Source organism: Streptomyces sp. NPDC003038, assembly GCF_040611115.1.
In the GTDB taxonomy this organism is placed as follows: Bacteria; Actinomycetota; Actinomycetes; order Streptomycetales; family Streptomycetaceae; genus Streptomyces.
The window spans coordinates 458,494-479,703 of sequence record NZ_JBEXNN010000001.1; the positions used below are offsets into that span (position 1 = coordinate 458,494).

Sequence of the window (21,210 nt, forward strand, 5' to 3'; positions counted from 1 at the left end):
ACAGGGCCTAGCGGGCCTGGCAGCTCGGGCACCAGAAGAGGTTGCGGGCGGCGAGTCCGGCGGTGCGGATCTCGCCCCCGCAGATGTGGCAGGGCATGTTCGCCCTGCGGTAGACGTACACCTCGCCGCCGTGGTCGTCCACCCGTGGCGGGCGGCCCATCGCCTCGGGCAGGTGCTCGTCGCGGACGGTGTCGATCCGGTTGTTCCGTACGCCCTCGCGCATCAGGGCGGCCAGGTCCAGCCACATGGCGTCCCACTCCTCGCGGCGGAGGTCCTTGCCCAGGCGGTACGGGTCGATGCCGTGCCGGAAGAGGACCTCGGCGCGGTACACGTTGCCGACGCCCGCGACGATCTTCTGGTCCATGAGCAGTGCGGCGATGGTGGTGCGGGAGCGGGAGATCCGGGCCCAGGCACGCTCCGGGTCGTCGGCCGGGCGCAGCGGGTCCGGGCCGAGCCGGTCGTGTATCGCCTTCTTCTCGCCCTCGCCGATCAGCGCACAGGCGGTGGGACCGCGCAGGTCGGCGTAGTGCTCCGGGTTGCGCAGGCGCAGCCTGACCGTGTCGGTGGCGGGCGGTGCGGGGGCGGGCCCGAAGCCGAGCTTGCCGAAGAGCCCGAGGTGGATGTGGATCCAGGCGTCGCCCAACTCCAGGAAGAGGTGCTTGCCGTGGGCCTCGGCGCTCTCCAGCTCGCGCCCGTCGAGCAGCGCCGCACTCTCGGCGAACCGGCCCTGCGGGCTGCTCACCCGCACCTGCCGGCCCGCGAAGCGCACGGCGTGGTCCTGGGCGAGACGGTGGATCGTATGCCCCTCGGGCACGGCACAGCTCCTCGGAGTGAAACAAGGAAAACGGCCGTGCTCCCGGGAGCCCCGGAGGCACGGCCGAAGCGGAATCAGCCCTGCGGGTGGTGGGCCGGGATCGGGGGGAGCTCGCCGGTCTGCTCGTACGCCGACAGCATCTCGATGCGGCGCGTGTGGCGCTCCTCGCCGGAGTACGGGGTCGCCAGGAAGGCCTCGACGAAGCTGACGGCCTCGTCCTGGGTGTGCATCCGGCCGCCGACGGAGATCACGTTGGCGTTGTTGTGCTCACGGCCGAGCTTGGCGGTCTCGACGCTCCAGGCCAGGACGGCACGGATGCCCTTGACCTTGTTGGCGGCGATCTGCTCCCCGTTGCCGGAGCCGCCGATCACGATGCCGAGGCTGTCGGCGTCCGCGGCGGTCTTCTCCGCGGCCCGCAGGCAGAACGGCGGGTAGTCGTCCACCGCGTCGTAGATGTGGGGCCCACAGTCGACGGGCTCGTGGCCGTTGTTCTTGAGCCAGTCCACGAGGTGGTTCTTGAGCTCAAAGCCGGCATGGTCGGATCCGAGGTACACGCGCATGGGACGAGTGTGGCACGAGCGGACCCGTCGCCCCGCAGCGGGTGTCGCGTACATCACTTCTCAAGCTCAAGTAAACCCAAAGGACGCAGATGGGACACGGTGGAGCCGCGCTCCCGGCCGTTCGCGCCCCGGCAACGATCCGGATCGAGGACTTCCGTCCTGCGTTCATCTCAGGTTTGAATGCCCGGGCTCGCAACCCGAGAACCTAAGGATCCGTCCATGAGCTCCACGACGACCCTTCAGAAGCCAGGCGACTCCTCCGGTGATCCCGGTGGCGTTCAGCCCTCCGACGGTCTGAAGGCCGGTCTCAAGAACCGCCATCTGTCCATGATCGCCATCGGCGGTGTCATCGGCGCCGGACTCTTCGTCGGCTCCAGCGGCGGTATCGCCAAGGCCGGCCCCGCCATCCTGGTCTCCTACGCGCTGGTCGGCGCGATGGTGGTCTTCGTCATGCGGATGCTGGGCGAGATGGCCGCCGCCAGCCCGAACTCCGGCTCCTTCTCCGCATACGCCGACCGGGCGCTGGGCCGCTGGGCCGGCTTCTCCATCGGCTGGCTGTACTGGTTCTTCTGGGTCGTCGTACTGGCCGTCGAGGCCACCGCCGGCGCCGTCATCCTCGAAGGCTGGGTCCCGGCCGTCCCGCAGTGGGCCTGGGCCCTGATCGTCATGGTCGTGCTGACCGTCACGAACCTCGCCTCCGTCTCCTCCTACGGCGAGTTCGAGTTCTGGTTCGCGGGCATCAAGGTCGTCGCGATCGGCTCCTTCGTGGTCATCGGCCTGCTGGCCGTCTTCGGAGTGCTGCCGGGCTCCGACAACCCGGGCGCCGGTTTCGCCCACCTCACCGACACGGGCGGCTTCATGCCGAACGGCGCGGGCGCCATCCTCACCGGTGTGCTGATGGTCGTCTTCTCCTTCATGGGCAGCGAGATCGTCACCCTGGCCGCCGGCGAGTCCGAGGACCCGCGCCGCGCCGTCACCAAGGCCACCAACTCGGTGATCTGGCGCATCGGCGTCTTCTACCTGGGCTCCATCTTCATCGTCCTCACGCTGCTGCCGTGGAACGACGAGTCGATCGTCGAGAAGGGCTCGTACGTCGCCGCCCTGGACTCGATCGGCATCGCGCACGCGGGCCAGATCATGAACGTGATCGTCCTGACGGCCGTGCTGTCCTGCCTGAACTCGGGCCTGTACACCGCATCGCGCATGGCGTTCTCGCTGGGTGAGCGCGGTGACGCCCCGAAGTCCTTCGCCAAGGTCAACAAGAAGGGTGTGCCGACCGCCGCCATCCTGGGCTCCGTGGTCTTCGGCTTCGCCGCCGTCTACTTCAACTACGCCTTCAAGGACACGGTCTTCAACTTCCTGCTGAACTCCTCGGGCGCGGTCGCGCTCTTCGTGTGGCTGGTCATCTGCCTGACCCAGCTGCGGATGCGCGGAATCCTGCTGCGCGAGGCGCCGGAGAAGCTGACCGTGAAGATGTGGCTCTTCCCGTACCTGACCTGGGCCACCGCCGCGATGATCGTCTTCGTCCTGGGCTACATGCTCTACGACGACGCCAACCGCCAGGTCGTGCTGCTGTCGCTGCTGGTGGCGGCCGTGGTGCTGGCCATCGGCGTGGCGCGCGACTTCCGTCGCAAGGCCGCGGCCCGCGCGTAGCCGCCTCCGTAAGAACGCAGCAGCCCCGGACCGCCGCTCGCGGTCCGGGGCTGCTGTACAGGGCTGAGCGTCAGCCGCGGCGGCCCGCCAGCTTCCAGGCGGCCGGCAGCGCCCCCATGGCCAGGGCGGCCTTGAGCGCGTCGCCGATCAGGAACGGGGTCAGGCCCGCCGCGACGGCGGCGCTCAGGGACATCCCGGTGGCGGCCATGAGGTAGGGGACGCCGACGGCGTAGATGACGGCGGAGCCGAGCACCATCGTGCCCGCCGTACGCAGGACCGAGCGGTCGGCGCCCCGCCGTGCGAGGGCGCCGACGAGGGTGGCGGCGAGCAGCATGCCGAGCACGTAGCCGAAGGAGGCGCCGCCCGCTCCGGAGGTGCCGTTCGCGAACCACGGCACGCCGGCCATGCCGACGAGGGCGTACAGGGCCAGCGCGAGGAAGCCCCGGCGGGCGCCGAAGGCGGTGCCCACCAGCAGCGCCGCGAAGGTCTGGCCGGTGACCGGGACCGGGGAGCCGGGGACGGGCACGGCGATCTGCGCGGCCAGGCCGGTGAGGGCGGCTCCGCCGGCGACGAGCGCGATGTCGCGGACGCGGCTCGCGGGCAGCAGGTCGGCGAGGACGGTACCGGGCCGGAAGGAGACGGAAGCAGTGCTCATCGGGGCTCCGCGAGGTGGTGGGGACAGGGCGGTCCGCGCCGGGGAACCGGCCGGGGACACCGTGACGTTAGTCCGCGGCCCGTCACCGCCCCACCGCCACCCGGAACAAAGCCGTACTCCCCGGTTTGGTGGAGACCGTACAAAGAGTGCGGTCCACACCTGAGTTGACGTGATCCGTGTCACGTGGAAGATCCGATAGCGCGTCCTTTTTGCACGCGAGGCCGCCGCTCGGTGAGACTGTAGGGTCCCGCCAATCCGACCTGCGGAGCCCTCACCGCCGCCCGGCCGAACGAGAGTACGAGCACCCCTCATGCGCGACCGCCTGCCCGAAGCACCTCCCATGACGGCCGATCTCCCCGCGGAACCCCTGAGCCACGGGCTCAAGCAGCGCCACCTGACCATGCTGGGCCTCGGCGGTGTGATCGGCGCCGGGCTCTTCGTCGGCTCCGGAGCCGGCATCACCCTCGCCGGTCCCGCGATCGTCTACTCGTACCTGCTCGCCGGCGTCCTCGCGATGCTCGTGATGCGGATGCTCGGCGAGATGTCGGCCGCGATGCCCGCCTCCGGCTCGTTCTCCGTGCACGCGGAGCGGGCGCTCGGGCGCTGGGCCGGCTTCTCCGTCGGATGGCTGTACTGGTTCCTGCTGGTCGTGGTGCTCGCCGTGGAGGCGACCGGCGCGGCAAAGATCGCGAACGGCTGGGTCCCCGCGGTCGACCAGTGGCTGTGGGTGCTGATCTTCATGGTGGTCTTCACCGTGAGCAACCTGGCGGCCGTGCGGAACTTCGGCGAGTTCGAGTTCTGGTTCGCGGCCCTCAAGGTCGGCGCGATCGTGCTCTTCCTGATCCTCGCCACCCTCGCGATCTTCGGCCTCCTCCCCGACACCGAGCCCGTCGGCATGGCCAACCTGACCGGCCAGGGCGGTTTCGCCCCCAACGGCGTGGGCGGGGTGATCGCCGGCATGCTGGCCGTGGTCTTCGCCTTCGGCGGCCTGGAGGTCGTCACGATCGCGGCCGCCGAGTCGGACGACCCGGCCCGGTCGGTGGCCCGCGCGGTGCGCAGCGCCGTGTGGCGCATCCTCTTCTTCTACGTCGGCTCGATGCTGGTCATCGTGACCCTGCTGCCGTGGGACTCGATGGAGCCGGGCGAGAGCCCCTACGTCGCGGTCCTGGACTCGATCGGCATCCCGGCGGCCGGCCAGATCATGAACATCGTGGTCTTCGTGGCCCTGCTGTCGGCGCTCAACGCCAACCTGTACGGGTCCTCCCGCATGGTGTTCTCGCTGGCCGAGCGGGGCGAGGCGCCGAAGGCGCTGCTCGCGGTGTCGCCGGGCGGAGTGCCGCGCCGGGCGGTGTTCGCGTCGGTGGCCTTCGGCTTCGTGTCGGTGGTGCTGAACCTGCTGTGGCCGGACACGGTCTTCCTCTACATGCTCAACGCGGTCGGCGCGGTACTGCTGTTCGTGTGGGCGCTGATCGCGGTCTCGCAGCTGAAGCTGCGCGGCCGGATCGAGCGGGAGACGCCGGAGAGGCTGACGCTGCGGATGTGGTGCTTCCCGTACCTGACGTGGGTGGCGCTGCTGGGCATGGCGGTGGTGCTGGTGCTGATGCTGTTCGACGACGCGGCCCGGTCGCAGCTGCTGTGGTCGACGGGCGCGGCGGCCGCGGTCCTGGCGGTGGCCGGGGTGCGGGAGCTCCGGGCCCGGCGCCCCTGACCCCTCCCCTGACCCCTCCCCGGGCCCGCTACGGCGGGCCCGGGCTTCGTTTTCTCCGTACGTCCTCCGGACAGAGGTGACCCTTACGTGTGACCCGGAATAGATGCTGCTAGCGTGCAGTTGCGCATTAATTGCAATAAGCAGTTGGCACGCCGAGGGGACCGGATACACGCATGGCCATCTACACGCTTCCCGAACTTCCGTACGACTACGCGGCGCTGGAGCCGGTGATCAACCCGCAGATCATCGAGCTCCACCACGACAAGCACCACGCGGCCTACGTCGCGGGCGCCAACACCACGCTGGAGCAGCTGGAGGAGGCGCGCGACAAGGAGAACTGGGGCGCCCTCAACGGCCTGGAGAAGAACCTCGCGTTCCACCTCTCCGGCCACATCCTGCACAGCATCTACTGGCACAACATGGCCAGCCCGAAGACCGGCGACGGCGGCGGCATCCCGGACGAGAAGGACGGCCTCGGCGACCTCCCGGCCGCGCTCACCGAATCCTTCGGCTCCTTCGCCGCCTTCAAGAAGCAGCTCACCTTCGCCGCCTCCGCGACGCAGGGCTCCGGTTGGGGCGTCCTGGCCTACGAGCCCATCAGCGGCCGCCTGATCGTCGAGCAGGTCTACGACCACCAGGGCAACGTGGGCCAGGCGTCCGTGCCGATCCTGGTCTTCGACGCCTGGGAGCACGCCTTCTACTTGCAGTACAAGAACCAGAAGGTGGACTTCATCGAGGCGATGTGGAACGTCGTCAACTGGCAGGACGTGGCCAAGCGCTACGCCGACGCCAAGGCGAACACCCCCCTGCTGATCCCGGCCGCCAAGGCCTGATCGGCACCACCGGCCCGTCCGCCCCGTGATCGTCTTCTCAGCCTTCGCGTGCGGGCGTGTTCACCGGAAGACCCCCGTGAGGACGTGACTCACGGGGGTCTTCCGTCTGCGCGGTGCCGGACTACTCGAAGGACGGGCCCTTGTCGCGGGTCCGCTTGATCTCGTAGAACCCCGGGGTCGAAGCGACCAGCAGGGTGCCGTCCCACAGGCGGGCGGCGGCTTCGCCGCGCGGGGTGGGGGTGACGACCGGCCCGAAGAAGGCCACCTCGTCGCCGTCGGCGCCGGGCACGGAGATCACGGGGGTGCCGACCTCCTGGCCGACCCGGTCGATGCCGTTGTTGTGGGACTCGCGCAGCACCTCGTCGTACTCGTCGGAGTCGGCGTACGCGAGCAGCTCGGCCGGCAGGCCGACCTCCTCCAGCGCGGCGGCGATGACCTCGCGGGTCGGGCCGTGGCCGTCGTTGTGGATGCGGGTGCCGAGCGCGGTGTACAGCTTGCCGGTGATCTCCTCACCGTGCTTCTGCTGGGCCGCCGTCACCACGCGCACCGGGGCCCACCCCTTGGGGCCGAGCAGGTCGCGGTAGACCTCGGGCAGCTCGTCGAGCTTGTTCTCGTTGAGCACGGCCAGGCTCATCACGTGCCAGCGGACCTCGACGTCACGGACCTTCTCGACCTCCAGCATCCAGCGGGACGTCATCCAGGCCCAGGGGCAGAGCGGGTCGAACCAGAAGTCGACCGGGGTCTTCTCGCGCACCTGGGTGTCGGTCATGTCTCTCCTCAAGTCAGAAAAAAGCATCACTGGGCCACGTTCTCCGACGCCAACCAGGCCGGACCCGCGCGCATTCCCCCCGTGGGAGGATTCGTCAGAAGACCGCGATCACGCACGAAGGAGTGCACGTGCCCGGAGAGAATCTGTCCCGCGAAGAGGCCCGAGGGCGGGCCGAGCTGCTGTCCGTCGACGGGTACGAGGTGGTCCTCGACGTCAGGTCGGCAGTGGAGGAGGCCGAGCCGGCCGAGGGTCCCCGGACCTTCCGCTCGGTGACGACGATCCGCTTCCGGGCCGCGATTCCCGGGGCGGCCACGTTCGCGGATCTGATCGCCCCTTCGGTGAACGCCGTCACCCTGAACGGGCGCTCCCTGGACCCGGCCGCCGTCTTCGACGGGGCGCGGATCGCCCTGGACGGGCTGGCCGCCGAGAACGTCCTGGTGGTGGACGCGAACTGCGCGTACAGCCGCACCGGCGAGGGCCTGCACCGCTTCGTGGATCCGGAGGACGGCGAGGTCTACCTCTACACCCAGTACGAGCCGGCGGACGCCCGGCGGGTGTACGCGAACTTCGAGCAGCCGGACCTGAAGGCGCCGTACCGCTTCGAGGTGAGCGCGCCCGAGGGCTGGCAGGTGTGGAGCAACGGCGCGGAGGAATCGCGGGAGGCCGGAGTCTGGCGGTTCGCCGAGACCGCGCCGATCTCGACGTACATCACGTGCGTGGTGGCGGGTCCCTACCACTACGTGACGGACTCCTACACGCGCGGGGACCTGACGATCCCGCTGGGCGCCATGTGCCGCAAGGGGCTCGCGAAGTACTTCGACGCGGACGACGTCTTCCTCGTCACCAAGCAGGGCTTCGACCTCTTCCACGAACTCTTCGACTACCCGTACCCCTTCGGCAAGTACGACCAGGCCTTCGTGCCGGAGTACAACCTGGGCGCGATGGAGAATCCGGGGATGGTGACCTTCCGCGAGGAGTACATCTTCCGCGGGAAGGTCACGCAGGCCTCGTACGAGCGGCGCTCGAACGTGATCCTGCACGAGATGGCGCACATGTGGTTCGGCGACCTGGTCACCATGAAGTGGTGGGACGACCTGTGGCTGAAGGAGTCCTTCGCGGACTTCATGGGCTCCTTCGGGCTGGTGGAGGCCACCCGCTTCGACCAGGCCTGGGTCACCTTCGCCAACAGCCGCAAGGCGTGGGCCTACCGGGCCGACCAGCTGCCCTCCACCCACCCGATCACGGCCGACATCCGTGACCTGGAGGACGCGAAGCTGAACTTCGACGGCATCACTTACGCCAAGGGCGCGGCCGTCCTCAAGCAGCTGGTCGCCTATGTGGGGCGGGACGCGTTCCTGGAGGGCGCACGCCACTACTTCAAGGCCAACGCGTACGGGAACACCACGCTCGACGACCTGCTGTCGGTGCTCGCGGAGGTCTCCGGGCGGGACATGGCCGAATGGTCGCGGGCCTGGCTCCAGACCGCGGGCGTGAACGTGCTGACCCCTGTGGTGACCTGCGACGCGGGCGGACGCGTGACCGAGCTGGCGGTGGTGCAGGAGGGTGAGGAGCTCCGCCCGCACCGGGTCGCGGTCGGCCTCTACCGGCTGGAGCCCGACGGCTCCCTGCTCCGCTACGCGCGGGCCGGGGCGGACGTGGCGGGCGTACGGACCGTGGTCGCGGAGCTCGCCGGCCTGGAACGGCCCGACCTGGTCCTGGTCAACGACGAGGACCTCACCTACTGCAAGATCCGCTTCGACGAGGGCTCACTGGCCACCCTGCGGGCGCACCTGGGCGACCTGACCGACCCGCTGGCCCGGGCACTGAGCTGGTCGGCGCTGTGGAACCTCACGCGGGACGGCCTGATGCCGGCGCGCGACTTCATCTCGCTGGTACTGGCCCACGCGGGCCGGGAGACGGACGTCGGCGTCCTGCAGATGCTGCACGCGCAGGCGCTCGGCGCGGTCACCCACTACGCGGCGCCGGACTGGCGCGAGCAGGGCGGCCGGGAGCTGGCGGCGGGCTCGCTGCACGAGCTGCGGCTGGCCGACCCGGGGTCGGAGCACCAGCTGACGTGGGCCCGCTTCTTCGCGGCGAGCGCGGCGACGGAGGGGGACTTCCAGCTGCTGCTGGGGCTGCTGGAGGGTTCGGCGCGGATCGACGGGCTGGAGGTGGACCAGGAGCTGCGCTGGGACTTCCTGCTGCCGCTGGCCGCGCACGGGGCGGTGGACGAGGGCGTACTGGCCGCCGAACTGGCGCGCGACGACACGGCGTCGGGCAAGCGGCACCACGTGCGGTGCATGGCGGCGCGGCCGTCGCAGGCGGTGAAGGACCAGGCGTGGGCGGCTGTGGTCGAGTCGGACGCGCTGTCCAACGCGCTGGTGGAGGCGACGATCGCGGGCATGCAGCAGCCTTCGCAGCGGGGACTGCTGGCGGCTTACGCGGGGCGCTACTTCGAGGTGATCGAGCGGGTCTGGGCGGACCGCTCGATCCAGATCGGGATGGACGTGGTGAAGGGGCTGTACCCCTCGCTCCAGGACGGTCCCGCCACGCTGGCGGCCACGGACGCATGGCTCGCGGCCCACGCCTCGGCCGCGCCGGCCCTGCGCCGCCTCGTCCTCGAGGCCCGCGACGACCTGGCCCGCGCCGTTCGCGCGCAGCGCTGCGACGCGGCGGCGGGCAGCTAGCCTGCGGCTTCGCTGCCCGGGGGGGCTCCGGCCCCCTCGGGCCCCCGTGCCTCACACGCCGGCGAGGCTGGATCTGGCGGATGCCGTCCGCCCGACGGGGTGGATCGCCCGCAGGGTGATCCACCCCGTCGGTGTGTGCGGTGGGAGAGCCCCGGTTCTCGAACGTCAGCGCCGCACCGTATCGGTCATCGAACGCCCGTACTTTAGCCCCGGCTTGTCCCGGTTTGCCGACAGGCGTGTAACAGTGGTTAGCAAGGCCATGGCCTGAGGGAATCTCCGCGTCATGAACCACAACACACCCCTCCCCCTCGCCCACCTCACCGGCAGCCGCCCCCGCGTGCTGACCCTCGCCCAGCTGCGCGAGCACGGCATCACCGCCTCCGATGCCGCCGAGCGGCCCTGGCAGCAGATCCTGCCGGGGGTGTTCCTGCTCCACTCCGGTCCCGCGACCAGCGAGGAGCGCCTGCACGCCGCACTGCTGTACGCGAGTCGCGGCGGGGGCGAGGCGATGATCACCGGGCTGGCGGCGCTCGCGCTGTACCGGTTCGGGTCCGCGCCCGCGCTGCTCGCCCTCTCGCACATCGACGTGCTGGTGCCCGGCACCCGGCGGCTGCGGTCCACCGGGGACGTGCGGATCGTCCGGTCGCAGGCACTGCCCCGGCCGCAGGAGGTGACCGGGCTGCCGGTCGCGCCGGTCGCCCGGGCCGTCGCCGACGCCGTCGCCCAGCTCTCCGACGCCGGTACCGTACGCCGTCTGCTCAGCGAGGCCGTGCGCGGCGGGCACTGTGAACCGACTGCCGTGGTGCGGGAGTTGACGGTGGCACGGCTGCTGAACCGGCCGCATGTCGTCGATGCCGTCGAGTCGCTCCTCGCGGAGGGCCGGGCCATCGCCGAGGACCGGCTCTATCACCTCGTACGGGGCTACGAGCTGACCGAGCCCGTCTGGAACGTGGATCTGCGGCTGCCCGGCGGCCCGCACCTCGGCGGGGTCGACGCCTACTGGCCCGAGCACGCCGTCGCCGTCGAGATCGACACCCGCGCCCCGCGCCAGGGCGAGGACGAGCAGTGGTCGGAGGCCGCCCGCAAGCGGGAGACGCTGGAGCGGCTCGGGGTGACGGTCATCCACATCACCCCGCGCAAGCTGCGCGACTGGCCCGAGCAGCAGGCCGCGGTCGTCCGGACCGCCCTCACGGCGTCCGGCGACCGCGAGCCCGCCGCCTACCTCGTCGTACTCCCCCGGTGAGGTGGCGGCGACGGCGGTGCCGGATGGGCCGGCGAGTACTCCGGGGCGCTCCAGCGCAGCCGCCCCGGGTGCAGGCTCTCCACGACCGACTCCACACGGAACCGGATGGTGCGGCTCGCGTCGGCCCCGAATTCGGTCCGGGCGCGGCCGCTGAGCTGGAGCACCGCGCCGCTCTCCCAGTCCGGGAACAGCAGTGCGGCCCGGGGGTCGGCGGCCAGGTTCCCCAGCGTCAGGAACATGGCGTTGCCCGCGTAGTCCGGCCAGGCCAGCTCCACGGGCGAGAGCACCTCCACGAACCCCGGCAGCCCGCCCCGATGGCTGACATCGGCCCCGTCCGCCGCGGTGGTGGCGACGAAGAAGGTGTCGGCGGCGCGGACGGCCCGCCGCATGCCGGGGGTGAGCGTATCCCCGCGGCCCACCACGCCGGCCCCTTCGGCGGCCACCTCCAGCGGCTGCCGCTTCTGCATGTACTTCGGGCAGTTGGAGAAGACCTGCTCGGCCCGGACCGCGAACCCGCGCCCGGTCACCTCGGTCGTCCCGTTCAGCCGCATCCGGCGCCGGGTGCGCGGGTCGAGGGCGATGGTCCCGACCCTGGTCCCCGCGGTGGCCAGGGCCTGCGCGAGCGGGTCCCCGGCCGGCAGCCCGCCCGCGACCGTGATCCGGTCCGGCCCGGTGGCCCGTACGAAACCGGGGGCGCCGGTGAGCAGGGAGGCCCACATCCGGCCCGTACCGTCGGCCGCGCCGACGACCAGGTGGGGCTGGAGTTCCAGGAAGGCAGCGGCGACGTCCCGGATGCCCGTGCCGATCGAGCGGCCGACGTGCGCGGCGAGCTCACGTACGCCGACCCGGTCCTGCACGGCGAGCGAGCCCTCGTGGTAAGCGTCGCTCATTAGAAGAACCCGCAGGTGGGAGCCCCCGTGGTGGGGGCATCTGCACCCTCGGCGCCGGTGGGGACGGAGATCTCCAGGCGGGTCCCGTCGGGGTCGTGGAAGAAGATGCCGCCGGAGGCCGCGCCCTCGCCGTGGGCGACCACGCCCTCGTACGCGAACTCGACGCCCAGGGCGCTCAGCCGCGCCTCGTACTCCCGTACCTCCTCGATCGCGCCGGCGGACAGCGCGAGGTGGTGCAGTCCGGCCGCGGCCGGTGCGTACGCGCCGTCGGCCTGCTGCCAGAGGGTGAGGACGAGCTCGCCGTCCTGGCCGAGGAAGGCGAAGCGGCGGTCCTCTTCCTTGCCCTCGCCGAGCACCTGGAAGCCGAGGGCGTCCCGGTAGAAGGCGAGCGAGCGGGAGAGGTCCGTGACATTGAGCCCCACGTGGCCGGTGCGCAGCTTGCTGATGACAGCCGTCATGGCTGCCCCCCTTTCGAAGAGCCCCTCGGGCGAGGTGGTCTAACCTTCTAAAATTAAGTTAAGGGTTAGAGATCCATGCGTCAACCGGTCACGTACGCTTCATGGGTTAGCGAGCGCGCAAGGAGGAGCGGGGACATGGCGGCACAGGCGGATCCACGGCCCCTGATCGGCGAACCGGTCGCCCTCGACCTGCTGAACACCCGCTGGATCATGGACGGCGAGCCGGTGGACCTGTTCGCGGGAGCCGCCGGGCTGACCCGGGTCGAGGGACTCGCGGTCTGGCTGGAGAGCACCGGCCTCGCCGACCGCTTCCGCGCAGACGCCCCCACGCTCGTCCACCTGCTGACCGCGCGCGAGGCGCTGGCCCGCGCGGTGGCGGACCCGGCCGACGAGAGCGCGCGCGCCCTGGTCGACGCCGTCCTGGAACACGGCCGCATCCGCGCCACGCTGACCGCCGAAGGCCCCGGCGAGCGGGCCGAGTTCGCCGACCCGGCCTGGGGACCCGCCTGGATCGCTGCCCGCGACTACCTCGAACTGCTGGCCGCCGGGCCCGACCGGATCCGCGGCTGCGCTTCCGAGAGCTGTGTCCTGCACTTCTACGACGTCTCGCGCAACGGCGCCCGGCGCTGGTGCTCGATGGCCGCCTGCGGAAACCGGGCGAAGGCTTCCCGCCACTACGCGCGCACGCGCGAGCGCTGAACGCGCGAAACCTGTCACACCCGCCCGAGGGCGGATCCACGGCCCGCCCGTGACATGGGGCCGTGAAGTCTACGAATCAGCTCTCCAGACCCAGGAATTCGCCCCGGCCTGCCCCGGTATCAGCGTGCTGGCGTATATGCCGCGCTGGCGGGTGTCCGCCATGTCAGGTCTCGGTCAATGACAACCCTCCCCAAACAGCTGTCACTTACGACAGGCTGACCGGTCATCCGGCACCGAAATCCGGACCGTTTCTTTCACTTACCAGGGATGCTGATGACCCTCGAATCCCCCAGCTCCATACCCGGGGCCAGACGCGTCGCTCGCGTCGCGGCAGCGGCAGGTCTGGTCGCCGCCCTCGCGGCCACCGGCGCCGTGCCCGTCTTCGCGGCGACCGCCGCAGACAGCCCGGGCACCAACCCGGCGGTCAAGTCCGCCGAGCGGAAGCTCGGTTCGGCCGACGCCGAACTGCTCCAGGAGGCCAAGGCCAAGGGTGACGCGACCGTCACCGTCATGGTCGCGACCGCCCCCGGCCAGACCGGGCAGGTGGCCCAGCAGCTCGACGCCGTCCACGGCGCCTCGGTGGGCCAGACGTACGACAAGCTCGGATATGTACGCGCCACCCTGCCCACCGACAAGGCGGAGGCCGCGCTGAAGGCGGCCGCCAAGCTGTCCTCCGTGCACGGCATCGACCTGCGGCACGAGATCCAGCGGCCGGACCCGCGCCCCGACGCCGACCGCTCGTCGGGCAAGGTCGAGAAGACCGCGACCGAGACCTACCCGGCGCCGGACAAGAACACCCCGGCGAAGAACCCGTACAACCCGTCCTTCGAGACCGGCGCGGTGGACTTCGTCGAGAGCAACCCGCAGGCCGACGGCCGCGGTGTGACCATCGGCATCATGGACTCGGGCGTCGACCTCGGCCACCCGGCCCTCCAGAAGACCACCACCGGCGAGCGCAAGATCGTCGACTGGGTCACGGCGACCGACCCGATCACCGACGGCGACGGCACCTGGCGCGCCCAGATCACCCCGGTCACCGCGGCCGGCGGCACGTTCACCGCGGGCGGCCAGAGCTGGAAGGCCCCCGAGGGCAGCTTCCAGTGGAGCCGCTTCAGCGAGTCGATCACCGCCAACGGCGACATGAAGGGCGACGTCAACCGCGACGGGGACACCACCGACCGGTTCGGCATGCTCTACGACGCCGCGGCCGGCACCGTCCGCGTCGACACCGACCAAGACGGTGACTTCACGAACAACGAGCCGATGAGGCCGTACAAGGACGGCTACCAGATCGGCTACTTCGGCACGGACAACCCGGGGACCGAGGTCGCCGAGCGCATCCCGTTCGTGATCGAGATCCGCAAGGACGTCCCGATGGACCCGCTGGGCGGTGACTGGATCGGCAAGAAGGCCGACTTCGTCAACGTCGGCATCATCGAGTCCGAGCACGGCACGCACGTCGCCGGCATCACCGCCGCCCACAGCCTCTTCGGCGGCAAGATGAACGGCGAGGCGCCCGGCGCGAAGATCGTCTCCTCGCGCGCCTGCTCCTGGTCCGGCGGCTGCACCAACATCGCGCTGACCGAGGGCATTATCGACCTCGTCGTCAACCGGGGCGTGGACATCGTCAACATGTCCATCGGCGGTCTGCCGGCCCTGAACGACGGCAACAACGCGCGCGCCGAGCTCTACAAGAACCTCATCGACACCTACGGCGTCCAGCTGGTCATCTCGGCCGGCAACTCGGGCCCGGGCATCAACACCATCGGCGACCCGTCCCTCGCGGACAAGGTCATCTCCGTGGGCGCGGCGGTCTCCAAGGAGACCTGGGCCGCCAACTACGGCTCCGGCGTGGCCACGAAGTACAACATGTTCCCGTTCTCCTCGCGCGGTCCGCGTGAGGACGGCGGCTTCACGCCGACCATCACCGCTCCCGGCGCCGCCATCAACACCATCCAGACCTGGCTGCCCGGTCAGCCCGTGAAGGAGGCCGGCTACAACCTGCCGGCCGGTTACGGCATGCTCCAGGGCACCTCGATGTCCTCCCCGCAGGCGGCGGGCGCCAGCGCCCTGCTGATCTCGGCCGCGAAGCAGCAGAACATCAAGCTGACCCCGGCCGCCCTGCGGATCGCGCTCACCAGCACCGCGAAGAAGAACGCAGACGTCCCGGCGCACGCCCAGGGCTCGGGTCTGATCGACGTCGTCGGCGCGTGGGAGTCCATCCAGCGCGACGCGAAGGCCAACGAGTTCACCGTCAAGGCCCCGGTCGACACGGCGATCGACCAGTTCCTGAAGACCCCGGGCTTCGGCACCGGCCTGTACGACCGAGAGGGCGGCCTCAAGGTCGGCCAGAAGAAGGTCTACAACGTCGTCGTCACCCGCACGACGGGCGTCAAGTACGGCACCCGGCACGACCTGAGCTGGCGCAACAACGACGGCACCTTCAAGGTCGTCGGCGGCTACGACTACGTCACCCTGCCGCTGAACAAGCCCGTCACCATCAAGGTCGAGGCCAACGCCAAGACGGCCGGCGTCCACAGCGGCATCCTGCAGCTGGACGACGAGACCACCGAGGGCATCGACAAGCAGATCCTGACGACGGTCGTCGCGGCGGCCCCGCTGGCGTCGCCGTCCTTCACGCTGTCGCAGACCTCCTCCGTGCAGCGCAACACCCACACGTCCTACTTCGTGACGGTCCCGCAGGGCGCCAAGACCCTTGAGGTCGCCCTCGGCGGTCTCGCGGCGGGCAGCCAGACGCGCTTCGTCGCGATCCACCCGTACGGCGTCCCCGTCGACCCCACGTCGACGGTGAACTGCTACCCGAACTACGACAACCCGGCCAACACCTGCCGCCCCGACGTCCGGTCGTACCCCGACCCGCAGCCGGGCGTCTGGGAGATCGAGGTCGAGTCGCGCCGCACGTCGCCGCTGCTCGACAACCCGTACAAGCTGGACGTCTCCGTGCTCGGCGCGGCCTTCGACCCCGCGGTCAAGGTCCTGCCCGAGGTGAAGCAGGGCACCCCGGCGCCCGTCCAGTGGAGCGTCAAGAACGACGCCGCGGCCATCACCGGTGGCAAGCTCCAGGGCGGGCCGCTCGGCTCCGCCAAGGTCGCCAAGCCGACCATCGCGAACGGTGAGACCCACACCAGCGAGGTCACGATCGCCGAGGGCACGTCCCGGCTCGACATCGCGATCGGCAACGTCTCCGACACCGCCGCCGACCTCGACCTGGAGGTCTACAAGGACGGCGTCAAGGTCGGCTCCGCCGCCGACGGCGACTCCGAGGAGGCCGTGAGCCTGGTCAAGCCGGCCGCCGGCACCTACACCGTCAAGGTGATCGGCTACGCGGTCCCGGCCGGCTCCACCACCTACGACTACCGCGACGTGTTCTTCTCGGCCGCCTTGGGCTCCGTCCAGGTCGACGAGGCCGCCGCGGTGAACCTCGCCACCGGCGCCACCGCGCAGGTCTCGGCGAACGTCCTGGTCAGCGGCGCGGCCCCCGAGGGCCGGCAGTTCTTCGGCCAGGTCCAGCTGCTCAACGCCCGCGGCACCGCCGCCGGCACCGGCAGCGTGCAGATCGACAAGGTCCTCCCGTAGGACGTGCACACCGGAGGGGCGGCGCTCTGACGAGCGCCGCCCCTTCGGGCTTCCCGGGCTGCCGTCCCGCACTGCGGACAATGGATTGGACAAGCGGCCCGGGGTCGCACGCATGATGGAGCAGGCTTGACCGAGCTGTACGTACCAGAGGGAGTCACCGTGAGGGTCGGAATCGTCGGAGCCACCGGACAGGTCGGCGGAGTCATGCGCAGCATCCTCGCCGAGCGGAAGTTCCCGGTGGACGAGCTGCGACTGTTCGCCTCGGCCCGTTCCGCGGGCTCGACCCTCGAATGGGGGGGCCGCGAGATCACCGTCGAGGACGCGTCCACCGCCGACTACACGGGCCTGGACATCGTGATCTTCTCCGCGGGCGGCGCCACCTCCAAGGCGCTGGCCGAGAAGGTCGCCTCGCAGGGCGCCGTCGTGATCGACAACTCCTCGGCCTGGCGCCGCGACCCCGAGGTCCCCCTCGTCGTCTCCGAGGTCAACCCGCACGCGATCAAGAACCGCCCCAAGGGCATCATCGCGAACCCGAACTGCACCACCATGGCCGCGATGCCGGTGCTGCGCCCGCTGCACGACGAGGCCGGCCTCATCGCGCTGATCGCCACCACCTACCAGGCCGTGTCCGGCTCCGGCGTCGCCGGTGTCGCCGAGCTCGACGGCCAGGTCCAGGCCGTCGCCGCGCGCGCCACGGAGCTGGCCCACGACGGCGAGGCCGTCGCGTTCCCGGAGCCGGCCGTCTACCGGCGTCCGATCGCCTTCAACGTCCTCCCGCTCGCCGGCTCCCTCGTGGACGACGGCTCCCACGAGACCGACGAGGAGCAGAAGCTCCGCAACGAGTCCCGCAAGATCCTGGAGATCCCGGAACTCAAGGTGTCCGGCACCTGCGTGCGCGTGCCGGTCTTCTCCGGCCACTCCCTCCAGGTCAACGCCAGCTTCGACCGCCCGATCAGCGTCGAGCGCGCGTACGAGCTGCTGAAGGACGCCCCGGGCGTCGAGATCTCGGAGATCCCGACCCCGCTCCAGGCGGCCGGCAAGGACGCCTCGTACGTCGGCCGCATCCGCGCCGACGAGACGGTGGAGAACGGCCTCGCGCTGTTCGTCTCGAGCGACAACCTGCGCAAGGGCGCGGCCCTGAACGCGGTCCAGATCGCGGAGCTGGTGGCCGAGGAGCTGCGCGGCTGATCCCGTTGCACGGCTGAGGGGCGGCACCGCGACGGTGCCGCCCCTCTGGTGTGCCTACAGCGCCAGGTGGCGCCGGAGCGCCGCGTCGATCTCCGCCATCCGCTGGCGGGGGACCACGCCGACCCGTTGCAGGATGCGTTCGGGTGCGACCGACCGGACCTGCTCGCACTGGACCTTCGAGTCCTTGGGCAGGCGCGTTTCGTCCCCACGGAGGAACACCTGGAATGTGAGGACCCGCGTGATGTTCGACGTGAGCGGTACGACCGTGACGACACCTCGGCCGTTGCGGGACACCGATTCGTTGGCCGGGTTACTGGAGACGATCACAGCCGGTCTGACCTTGCTCGCCTCGCTACCGCGGGCCGGCTCCAGATCGACCATGTAGATGTCACCACGCCTCATTGGTGATCCCATCGCCCGAGGTGCGGTCCCAGAGCTTGGCGTCCTCGCTCCCGTCCCATTCGGCGAAGGCTTCGGTGTACTCGGCCTCCAGCTCTGCGGCCCGCAGAAGGTCGATTGCCGCGTGTATCACCGCGGACCGGGACTCGGCCTCCGTTCTCGCGGCGTACTCGTCCACGAAGGTGACATCCTCCTGCGGCAGGCTCACACTGATCTTCATACCCTGATGCTACCGAGGTAGGACAAGTAGCGCCACCAAAGCGGGGAGTGGGGGCGGGCCCCGGTCCCGTTCGCCCGTGGATTACTCCGCCGCGGTGACCCGACCCGCATGGAAGGATGGCCGGGCAACGTCACCATCGAAGGAGATGACCGCGTGCCAGGCACGAATCTCACCCGTGAAGAGGCCCGCCGGCGGGCAAAGCTGCTCACCGTCGACTCCTACGAGATCGAACTCGATCTCAGCGGCGCCCAGGCCGGTGGCACCTACCCCTCCGTCACCACCGTGCGCTTCCAGTCGGCCGAGGCGGGGGCCGAGACCTTCATCGACCTGGTCGCCCCCGCCGTGCACGAGGTGGTCCTGAACGGCAAGGCGCTGGACGTCGCCGCCGTGTTCCGGGACTCGCGGATCGCGCTGAAGCACCTGAGGGCCGGGGCCAATGAGCTCCGTGTCGTCGCGGACTGCGCCTACACGAACACCGGTGAGGGCCTGCACCGCTTCGTGGACCCGGTCGACCAGCAGGCCTACCTGTACACCCAGTTCGAGGTGCCGGACGCGCGGCGGGTCTTCGCCAGCTTCGAGCAGCCCGATCTGAAGGCGACGTTCCAGTTCACCGTGACGGCCCCGGAGGGCTGGACGGTCATCTCGAACTCGCCCCGTGAGGTTCCCGAGGGGGCGCAGAGCGCGGACGTCAAGGACAACGTGTGGGTCTTCGAGCCCACCCCGCCGATCTCGACGTACATCACCGCGCTGATCGTGGGCCCCTACCACGCGGTGCACAGCTCGTACGAGGGACCGGACGGGCAGTCCGTGCCGCTCGGCATCTACTGCCGGCCCTCGCTCGCCGAGTTCCTCGACGCCGAGGCGATCTTCGACGTGACGCGGCAGGGCTTCGACTGGTTCCAGGAGAAGTTCGCGTACGCCTACCCCTTCGCCAAGTACGACCAGCTCTTCGTCCCGGAGTTCAACGCGGGCGCGATGGAGAACGCGGGCGCGGTCACCATCCGCGACCAGTACGTCTTCCGCTCGAAGGTCACGGACGCGGCGTACGAGGTGCGCGCCGAGACGATCCTGCACGAGCTCGCGCACATGTGGTTCGGTGACCTGGTCACCATGGAGTGGTGGGACGACCTGTGGCTGAACGAGTCGTTCGCGACGTACACGTCGATCGCCTGCCAGGCGTACGCGGAGGGCTCGAAGTGGCCGCACGCGTGGACGACCTTCGCCAACTCCATGAAGACCTGGGCGTACCGGCAGGACCAGCTGCCGTCCACGCACCCGATCATGGCGGACATCCGTGACCTGGACGACGTCCTGGTCAACTTCGACGGCATCACGTACGCCAAGGGCGCCTCGGTGCTCAAGCAGCTCGTCGCCTACGTCGGCATGGACCCCTTCTTCAAGGGCGTGCAGGCGTACTTCAAGGCGCACGCGTACGGGAACACGCGCCTGTCCGACCTGCTGGGCGCCCTGGAGGAGACCTCGGGCCGCGACCTGACCGCCTGGTCGAAGGCGTGGCTGGAGACGGCCGGCATCAACATCCTGCGCCCGGAGATCACCACCGGCGCGGACGGTGTGATCACCGCCTTCGCGGTCCGCCAGGAGGCGCCCGCGCTGCCGTCCGGTGCCAAGGGCGAGTCAATCCTGCGCCCGCACCGGATCGCGATCGGCCTGTACGAGCTGGAGGACGGCCGGCTGGTCCGCACGGACCGGATCGAGCTGGACATCGAGGGCGAGCTGACGGCGGTGCCGGAGCTCGTGGGCCGCACCCGCCCGGCCGTCGTGCTGCTCAACGACGACGACCTGTCGTACGCGAAGGTCCGCCTGGACACGGAGTCCCTGGCCACGGTCACCGCGCACCTCGGCGACTTCACGCAGTCGCTGCCGCGGGCGCTGTGCTGGGCCTCGGCCTGGGACATGACGCGCGACGGCGAGCTCGCCACCCGCGACTACCTGGCGCTGGTCCTCTCGGGCATCGGCAAGGAGTCCGACATCGGCGTCGTCCAGTCGCTCCAGCGGCAGGTCAAGCTGGCCCTCGAGCTGTACGCCGACCCGGCGTGGCGCGCCCAGGGCCTGGCCACTTGGACCGAGGCCACGCTGGAGCACCTGCGCGCGGCCGAGCCGGGCAGCGACCACCAGCTGGCGTGGGCCCGTGCCTTCGCGGCCACGGCCCGCACGGAGGGGCAGCTGACCTATCTGTCGGCGCTGCTGGACGGCGCGGCGGAGATCGAGGGCCTGGCCGTCGACACGGAGCTGCGCTGGGCGTTCCTGGAGCGGCTGGCTGCGACGGGCGTCGCGGACGAGCCGGCCATCGCGGCGGAGGTCGAGCGCGACGCCACGGCGGCGGGCGAGCGCCACGCGGCGACCGCCCGGGCGGCGCGCCCGACGGCGGAGGCCAAGGCCGAGGCCTGGGCCTCGGTGGTGGAGGGCGAGCCGCTGCCGAACGCGGTGCAGGAGGCGGTGATCGCGGGCTTCGTCCAGAGCGACCAGCGCGAGCTGCTGGCCCCGTACAGCGAGAAGTACTTCGCGGTGGTCAAGGAGGTCTGGGACACGCGCAGCCACGAGCTCGCCCAGCAGATCGCGGTGGGGCTCTACCCGTCCCTCCAGGTCTCGGAGGAGACCCTGGCCGCGACGGACGCCTGGCTGGCGTCGGCGGAGCCGAACGCGGGTCTGCGGCGCCTGGTCTCGGAGTCCCGCGCGGGCGTCGAGCGGGCGCTGAAGGCGCAGGCGGCCGACGCCGCTGCCGCTCGGGCCTAAGCGGCTCGCGCGGGGTCCGGGGGCTCTGCCCCCGGACTTCCCGGCGCCTCAGTCTCCCCCAGCCACCGCTGGCAGGTTCCCCC

Annotated in this window: 17 protein-coding genes; 9 read left to right on the top strand and 8 right to left on the bottom strand. The window is 70.6% G+C overall.

Going from position 1 to position 21,210, the window contains the following annotated elements:
* Positions 1–7 precede the first annotated feature (7 nt).
* Both ABZX75_RS02135 and ABZX75_RS02140 read right to left on the bottom strand, forming a co-directional pair.
* Positions 8–814: a DNA-formamidopyrimidine glycosylase family protein gene (locus ABZX75_RS02135; RefSeq protein ID WP_355406805.1), complete on the bottom strand. Its 807-nt coding sequence runs from the start codon at positions 812–814 to the stop codon at positions 8–10.
* 74 nt (positions 815–888) lie between these two features.
* Positions 889–1,374: a ribose-5-phosphate isomerase gene (locus ABZX75_RS02140; RefSeq protein ID WP_355406807.1), complete on the bottom strand. Its 486-nt coding sequence runs from the start codon at positions 1,372–1,374 to the stop codon at positions 889–891.
* Between the two features lie 219 nt (positions 1,375–1,593).
* Between ABZX75_RS02140 and ABZX75_RS02145 the strand changes: the two genes are divergently transcribed.
* Positions 1,594–3,027 carry an amino acid permease gene (locus ABZX75_RS02145; protein WP_355406809.1) on the top strand — a complete coding sequence of 478 codons (1,434 nt, stop codon included), beginning with the start codon at positions 1,594–1,596 and terminating at the stop codon, positions 3,025–3,027.
* A 70-nt stretch (positions 3,028–3,097) separates the two neighbouring features.
* On the opposite strand, the gene ABZX75_RS02150 is transcribed toward ABZX75_RS02145, so the two are convergent.
* Positions 3,098–3,682: a biotin transporter BioY gene (locus ABZX75_RS02150; RefSeq protein ID WP_355406811.1), complete on the bottom strand. Its 585-nt coding sequence runs from the start codon at positions 3,680–3,682 to the stop codon at positions 3,098–3,100.
* A gap of 340 nt (positions 3,683–4,022) precedes the next feature.
* Between ABZX75_RS02150 and ABZX75_RS02155 the strand changes: the two genes are divergently transcribed.
* Positions 4,023–5,390, top strand: coding sequence for an amino acid permease (locus ABZX75_RS02155; protein WP_355406813.1), 1,368 nt, complete (start codon positions 4,023–4,025; stop codon positions 5,388–5,390).
* Positions 5,391–5,563: 173 nt separating this feature from the next.
* The gene (locus tag ABZX75_RS02160; RefSeq protein WP_355406815.1) at positions 5,564–6,223 is read left to right on the top strand and encodes a superoxide dismutase; all 660 of its coding nucleotides are present in this window, start codon (positions 5,564–5,566) and stop codon (positions 6,221–6,223) included.
* A gap of 121 nt (positions 6,224–6,344) precedes the next feature.
* Here ABZX75_RS02160 and ABZX75_RS02165 read toward each other — a convergent pair whose 3' ends face one another.
* Positions 6,345–6,992: a DsbA family protein gene (locus ABZX75_RS02165; RefSeq protein ID WP_355406817.1), complete on the bottom strand. Its 648-nt coding sequence runs from the start codon at positions 6,990–6,992 to the stop codon at positions 6,345–6,347.
* A gap of 128 nt (positions 6,993–7,120) precedes the next feature.
* On the opposite strand from ABZX75_RS02165, the gene pepN (ABZX75_RS02170) reads away from it, so the two are divergent.
* Both pepN (ABZX75_RS02170) and ABZX75_RS02175 read left to right on the top strand, forming a co-directional pair.
* Entirely contained in the window at positions 7,121–9,679 is a 2,559-nt protein-coding gene (gene pepN / locus ABZX75_RS02170; protein WP_355406819.1) for an aminopeptidase N, read from the top strand.
* Between the two features lie 283 nt (positions 9,680–9,962).
* Positions 9,963–10,922 carry a hypothetical protein gene (locus ABZX75_RS02175; protein WP_355406821.1) on the top strand — a complete coding sequence of 320 codons (960 nt, stop codon included), beginning with the start codon at positions 9,963–9,965 and terminating at the stop codon, positions 10,920–10,922.
* Here ABZX75_RS02175 and ABZX75_RS02180 read toward each other — a convergent pair.
* Both ABZX75_RS02180 and ABZX75_RS02185 read right to left on the bottom strand, forming a co-directional pair.
* Complete coding sequence (locus ABZX75_RS02180; RefSeq protein ID WP_355406823.1) at positions 10,898–11,812, bottom strand: pyridoxamine 5'-phosphate oxidase family protein; 915 nt, start codon at positions 11,810–11,812, stop codon at positions 10,898–10,900. The genes ABZX75_RS02175 and ABZX75_RS02180 overlap by 25 nt on opposite strands.
* On the bottom strand, positions 11,812–12,270 hold the full coding sequence (locus ABZX75_RS02185; RefSeq protein ID WP_355406825.1) for a VOC family protein: 459 nt from the start codon (positions 12,268–12,270) through the stop codon (positions 11,812–11,814). Before ABZX75_RS02185 ends, ABZX75_RS02180 begins: the two co-directional genes overlap by 1 nt.
* Before the next feature lie 135 nt (positions 12,271–12,405).
* On the opposite strand from ABZX75_RS02185, the gene ABZX75_RS02190 reads away from it, so the two are divergent.
* The 3 genes from ABZX75_RS02190 (at position 12,406) to ABZX75_RS02200 (ending at position 17,754) form a co-directional block, all read left to right on the top strand.
* Positions 12,406–12,969 (top strand): CGNR zinc finger domain-containing protein, encoded by a 564-nt coding sequence (locus ABZX75_RS02190; RefSeq protein ID WP_355406827.1) that lies wholly within the window; start codon positions 12,406–12,408, stop codon positions 12,967–12,969.
* A 273-nt stretch (positions 12,970–13,242) separates the two neighbouring features.
* Positions 13,243–16,566: a S8 family serine peptidase gene (locus ABZX75_RS02195; RefSeq protein ID WP_355406829.1), complete on the top strand. Its 3,324-nt coding sequence runs from the start codon at positions 13,243–13,245 to the stop codon at positions 16,564–16,566.
* A gap of 159 nt (positions 16,567–16,725) precedes the next feature.
* Entirely contained in the window at positions 16,726–17,754 is a 1,029-nt protein-coding gene (locus ABZX75_RS02200) for an aspartate-semialdehyde dehydrogenase (RefSeq protein ID WP_355406831.1), read from the top strand.
* A gap of 54 nt (positions 17,755–17,808) precedes the next feature.
* Here ABZX75_RS02200 and ABZX75_RS02205 read toward each other — a convergent pair whose 3' ends face one another.
* Together ABZX75_RS02205 and ABZX75_RS02210 are read right to left on the bottom strand one after the other, a co-directional pair.
* On the bottom strand, positions 17,809–18,156 hold the full coding sequence (locus ABZX75_RS02205; protein WP_355406833.1) for a type II toxin-antitoxin system PemK/MazF family toxin: 348 nt from the start codon (positions 18,154–18,156) through the stop codon (positions 17,809–17,811).
* Complete coding sequence (locus tag ABZX75_RS02210; protein WP_355406835.1) at positions 18,143–18,373, bottom strand: ribbon-helix-helix domain-containing protein; 231 nt, start codon at positions 18,371–18,373, stop codon at positions 18,143–18,145. The genes ABZX75_RS02205 and ABZX75_RS02210 overlap by 14 nt, the downstream gene beginning before the upstream one ends.
* Before the next feature lie 153 nt (positions 18,374–18,526).
* Here ABZX75_RS02210 and pepN (ABZX75_RS02215) point away from each other — a divergent pair, with 153 nt between their 5' ends.
* Complete coding sequence (gene pepN / locus ABZX75_RS02215) at positions 18,527–21,127, top strand: aminopeptidase N (RefSeq protein ID WP_355406837.1); 2,601 nt, start codon at positions 18,527–18,529, stop codon at positions 21,125–21,127.
* Positions 21,128–21,210: the final 83 nt, after the last annotated feature.

What these genes read in the sequence shown, in the direction of transcription:
- ABZX75_RS02140 (WP_355406807.1), bottom strand. Translation starts at nt 1,374, where the DNA reads ATGCGCGTGTACCTCGGATCCGACCATGCCGGCTTTGAGCTCAAGAAC.
- ABZX75_RS02145 (WP_355406809.1), top strand. Translation starts at nt 1,594, where the DNA reads ATGAGCTCCACGACGACCCTTCAGAAGCCAGGCGACTCCTCCGGTGAT.
- ABZX75_RS02150 (WP_355406811.1), bottom strand. Translation starts at nt 3,682, where the DNA reads ATGAGCACTGCTTCCGTCTCCTTCCGGCCCGGTACCGTCCTCGCCGAC.
- ABZX75_RS02155 (WP_355406813.1), top strand. Translation starts at nt 4,023, where the DNA reads ATGACGGCCGATCTCCCCGCGGAACCCCTGAGCCACGGGCTCAAGCAG.
- ABZX75_RS02160 (WP_355406815.1), top strand. Translation starts at nt 5,564, where the DNA reads ATGGCCATCTACACGCTTCCCGAACTTCCGTACGACTACGCGGCGCTG.
- ABZX75_RS02165 (WP_355406817.1), bottom strand. Translation starts at nt 6,992, where the DNA reads ATGACCGACACCCAGGTGCGCGAGAAGACCCCGGTCGACTTCTGGTTC.
- ABZX75_RS02175 (WP_355406821.1), top strand. Translation starts at nt 9,963, where the DNA reads ATGAACCACAACACACCCCTCCCCCTCGCCCACCTCACCGGCAGCCGC.
- ABZX75_RS02180 (WP_355406823.1), bottom strand. Translation starts at nt 11,812, where the DNA reads ATGAGCGACGCTTACCACGAGGGCTCGCTCGCCGTGCAGGACCGGGTC.
- ABZX75_RS02185 (WP_355406825.1), bottom strand. Translation starts at nt 12,270, where the DNA reads ATGACGGCTGTCATCAGCAAGCTGCGCACCGGCCACGTGGGGCTCAAT.
- ABZX75_RS02190 (WP_355406827.1), top strand. Translation starts at nt 12,406, where the DNA reads ATGGCGGCACAGGCGGATCCACGGCCCCTGATCGGCGAACCGGTCGCC.
- ABZX75_RS02195 (WP_355406829.1), top strand. Translation starts at nt 13,243, where the DNA reads ATGACCCTCGAATCCCCCAGCTCCATACCCGGGGCCAGACGCGTCGCT.
- ABZX75_RS02205 (WP_355406833.1), bottom strand. Translation starts at nt 18,156, where the DNA reads ATGAGGCGTGGTGACATCTACATGGTCGATCTGGAGCCGGCCCGCGGT.
- ABZX75_RS02210 (WP_355406835.1), bottom strand. Translation starts at nt 18,373, where the DNA reads ATGAAGATCAGTGTGAGCCTGCCGCAGGAGGATGTCACCTTCGTGGAC.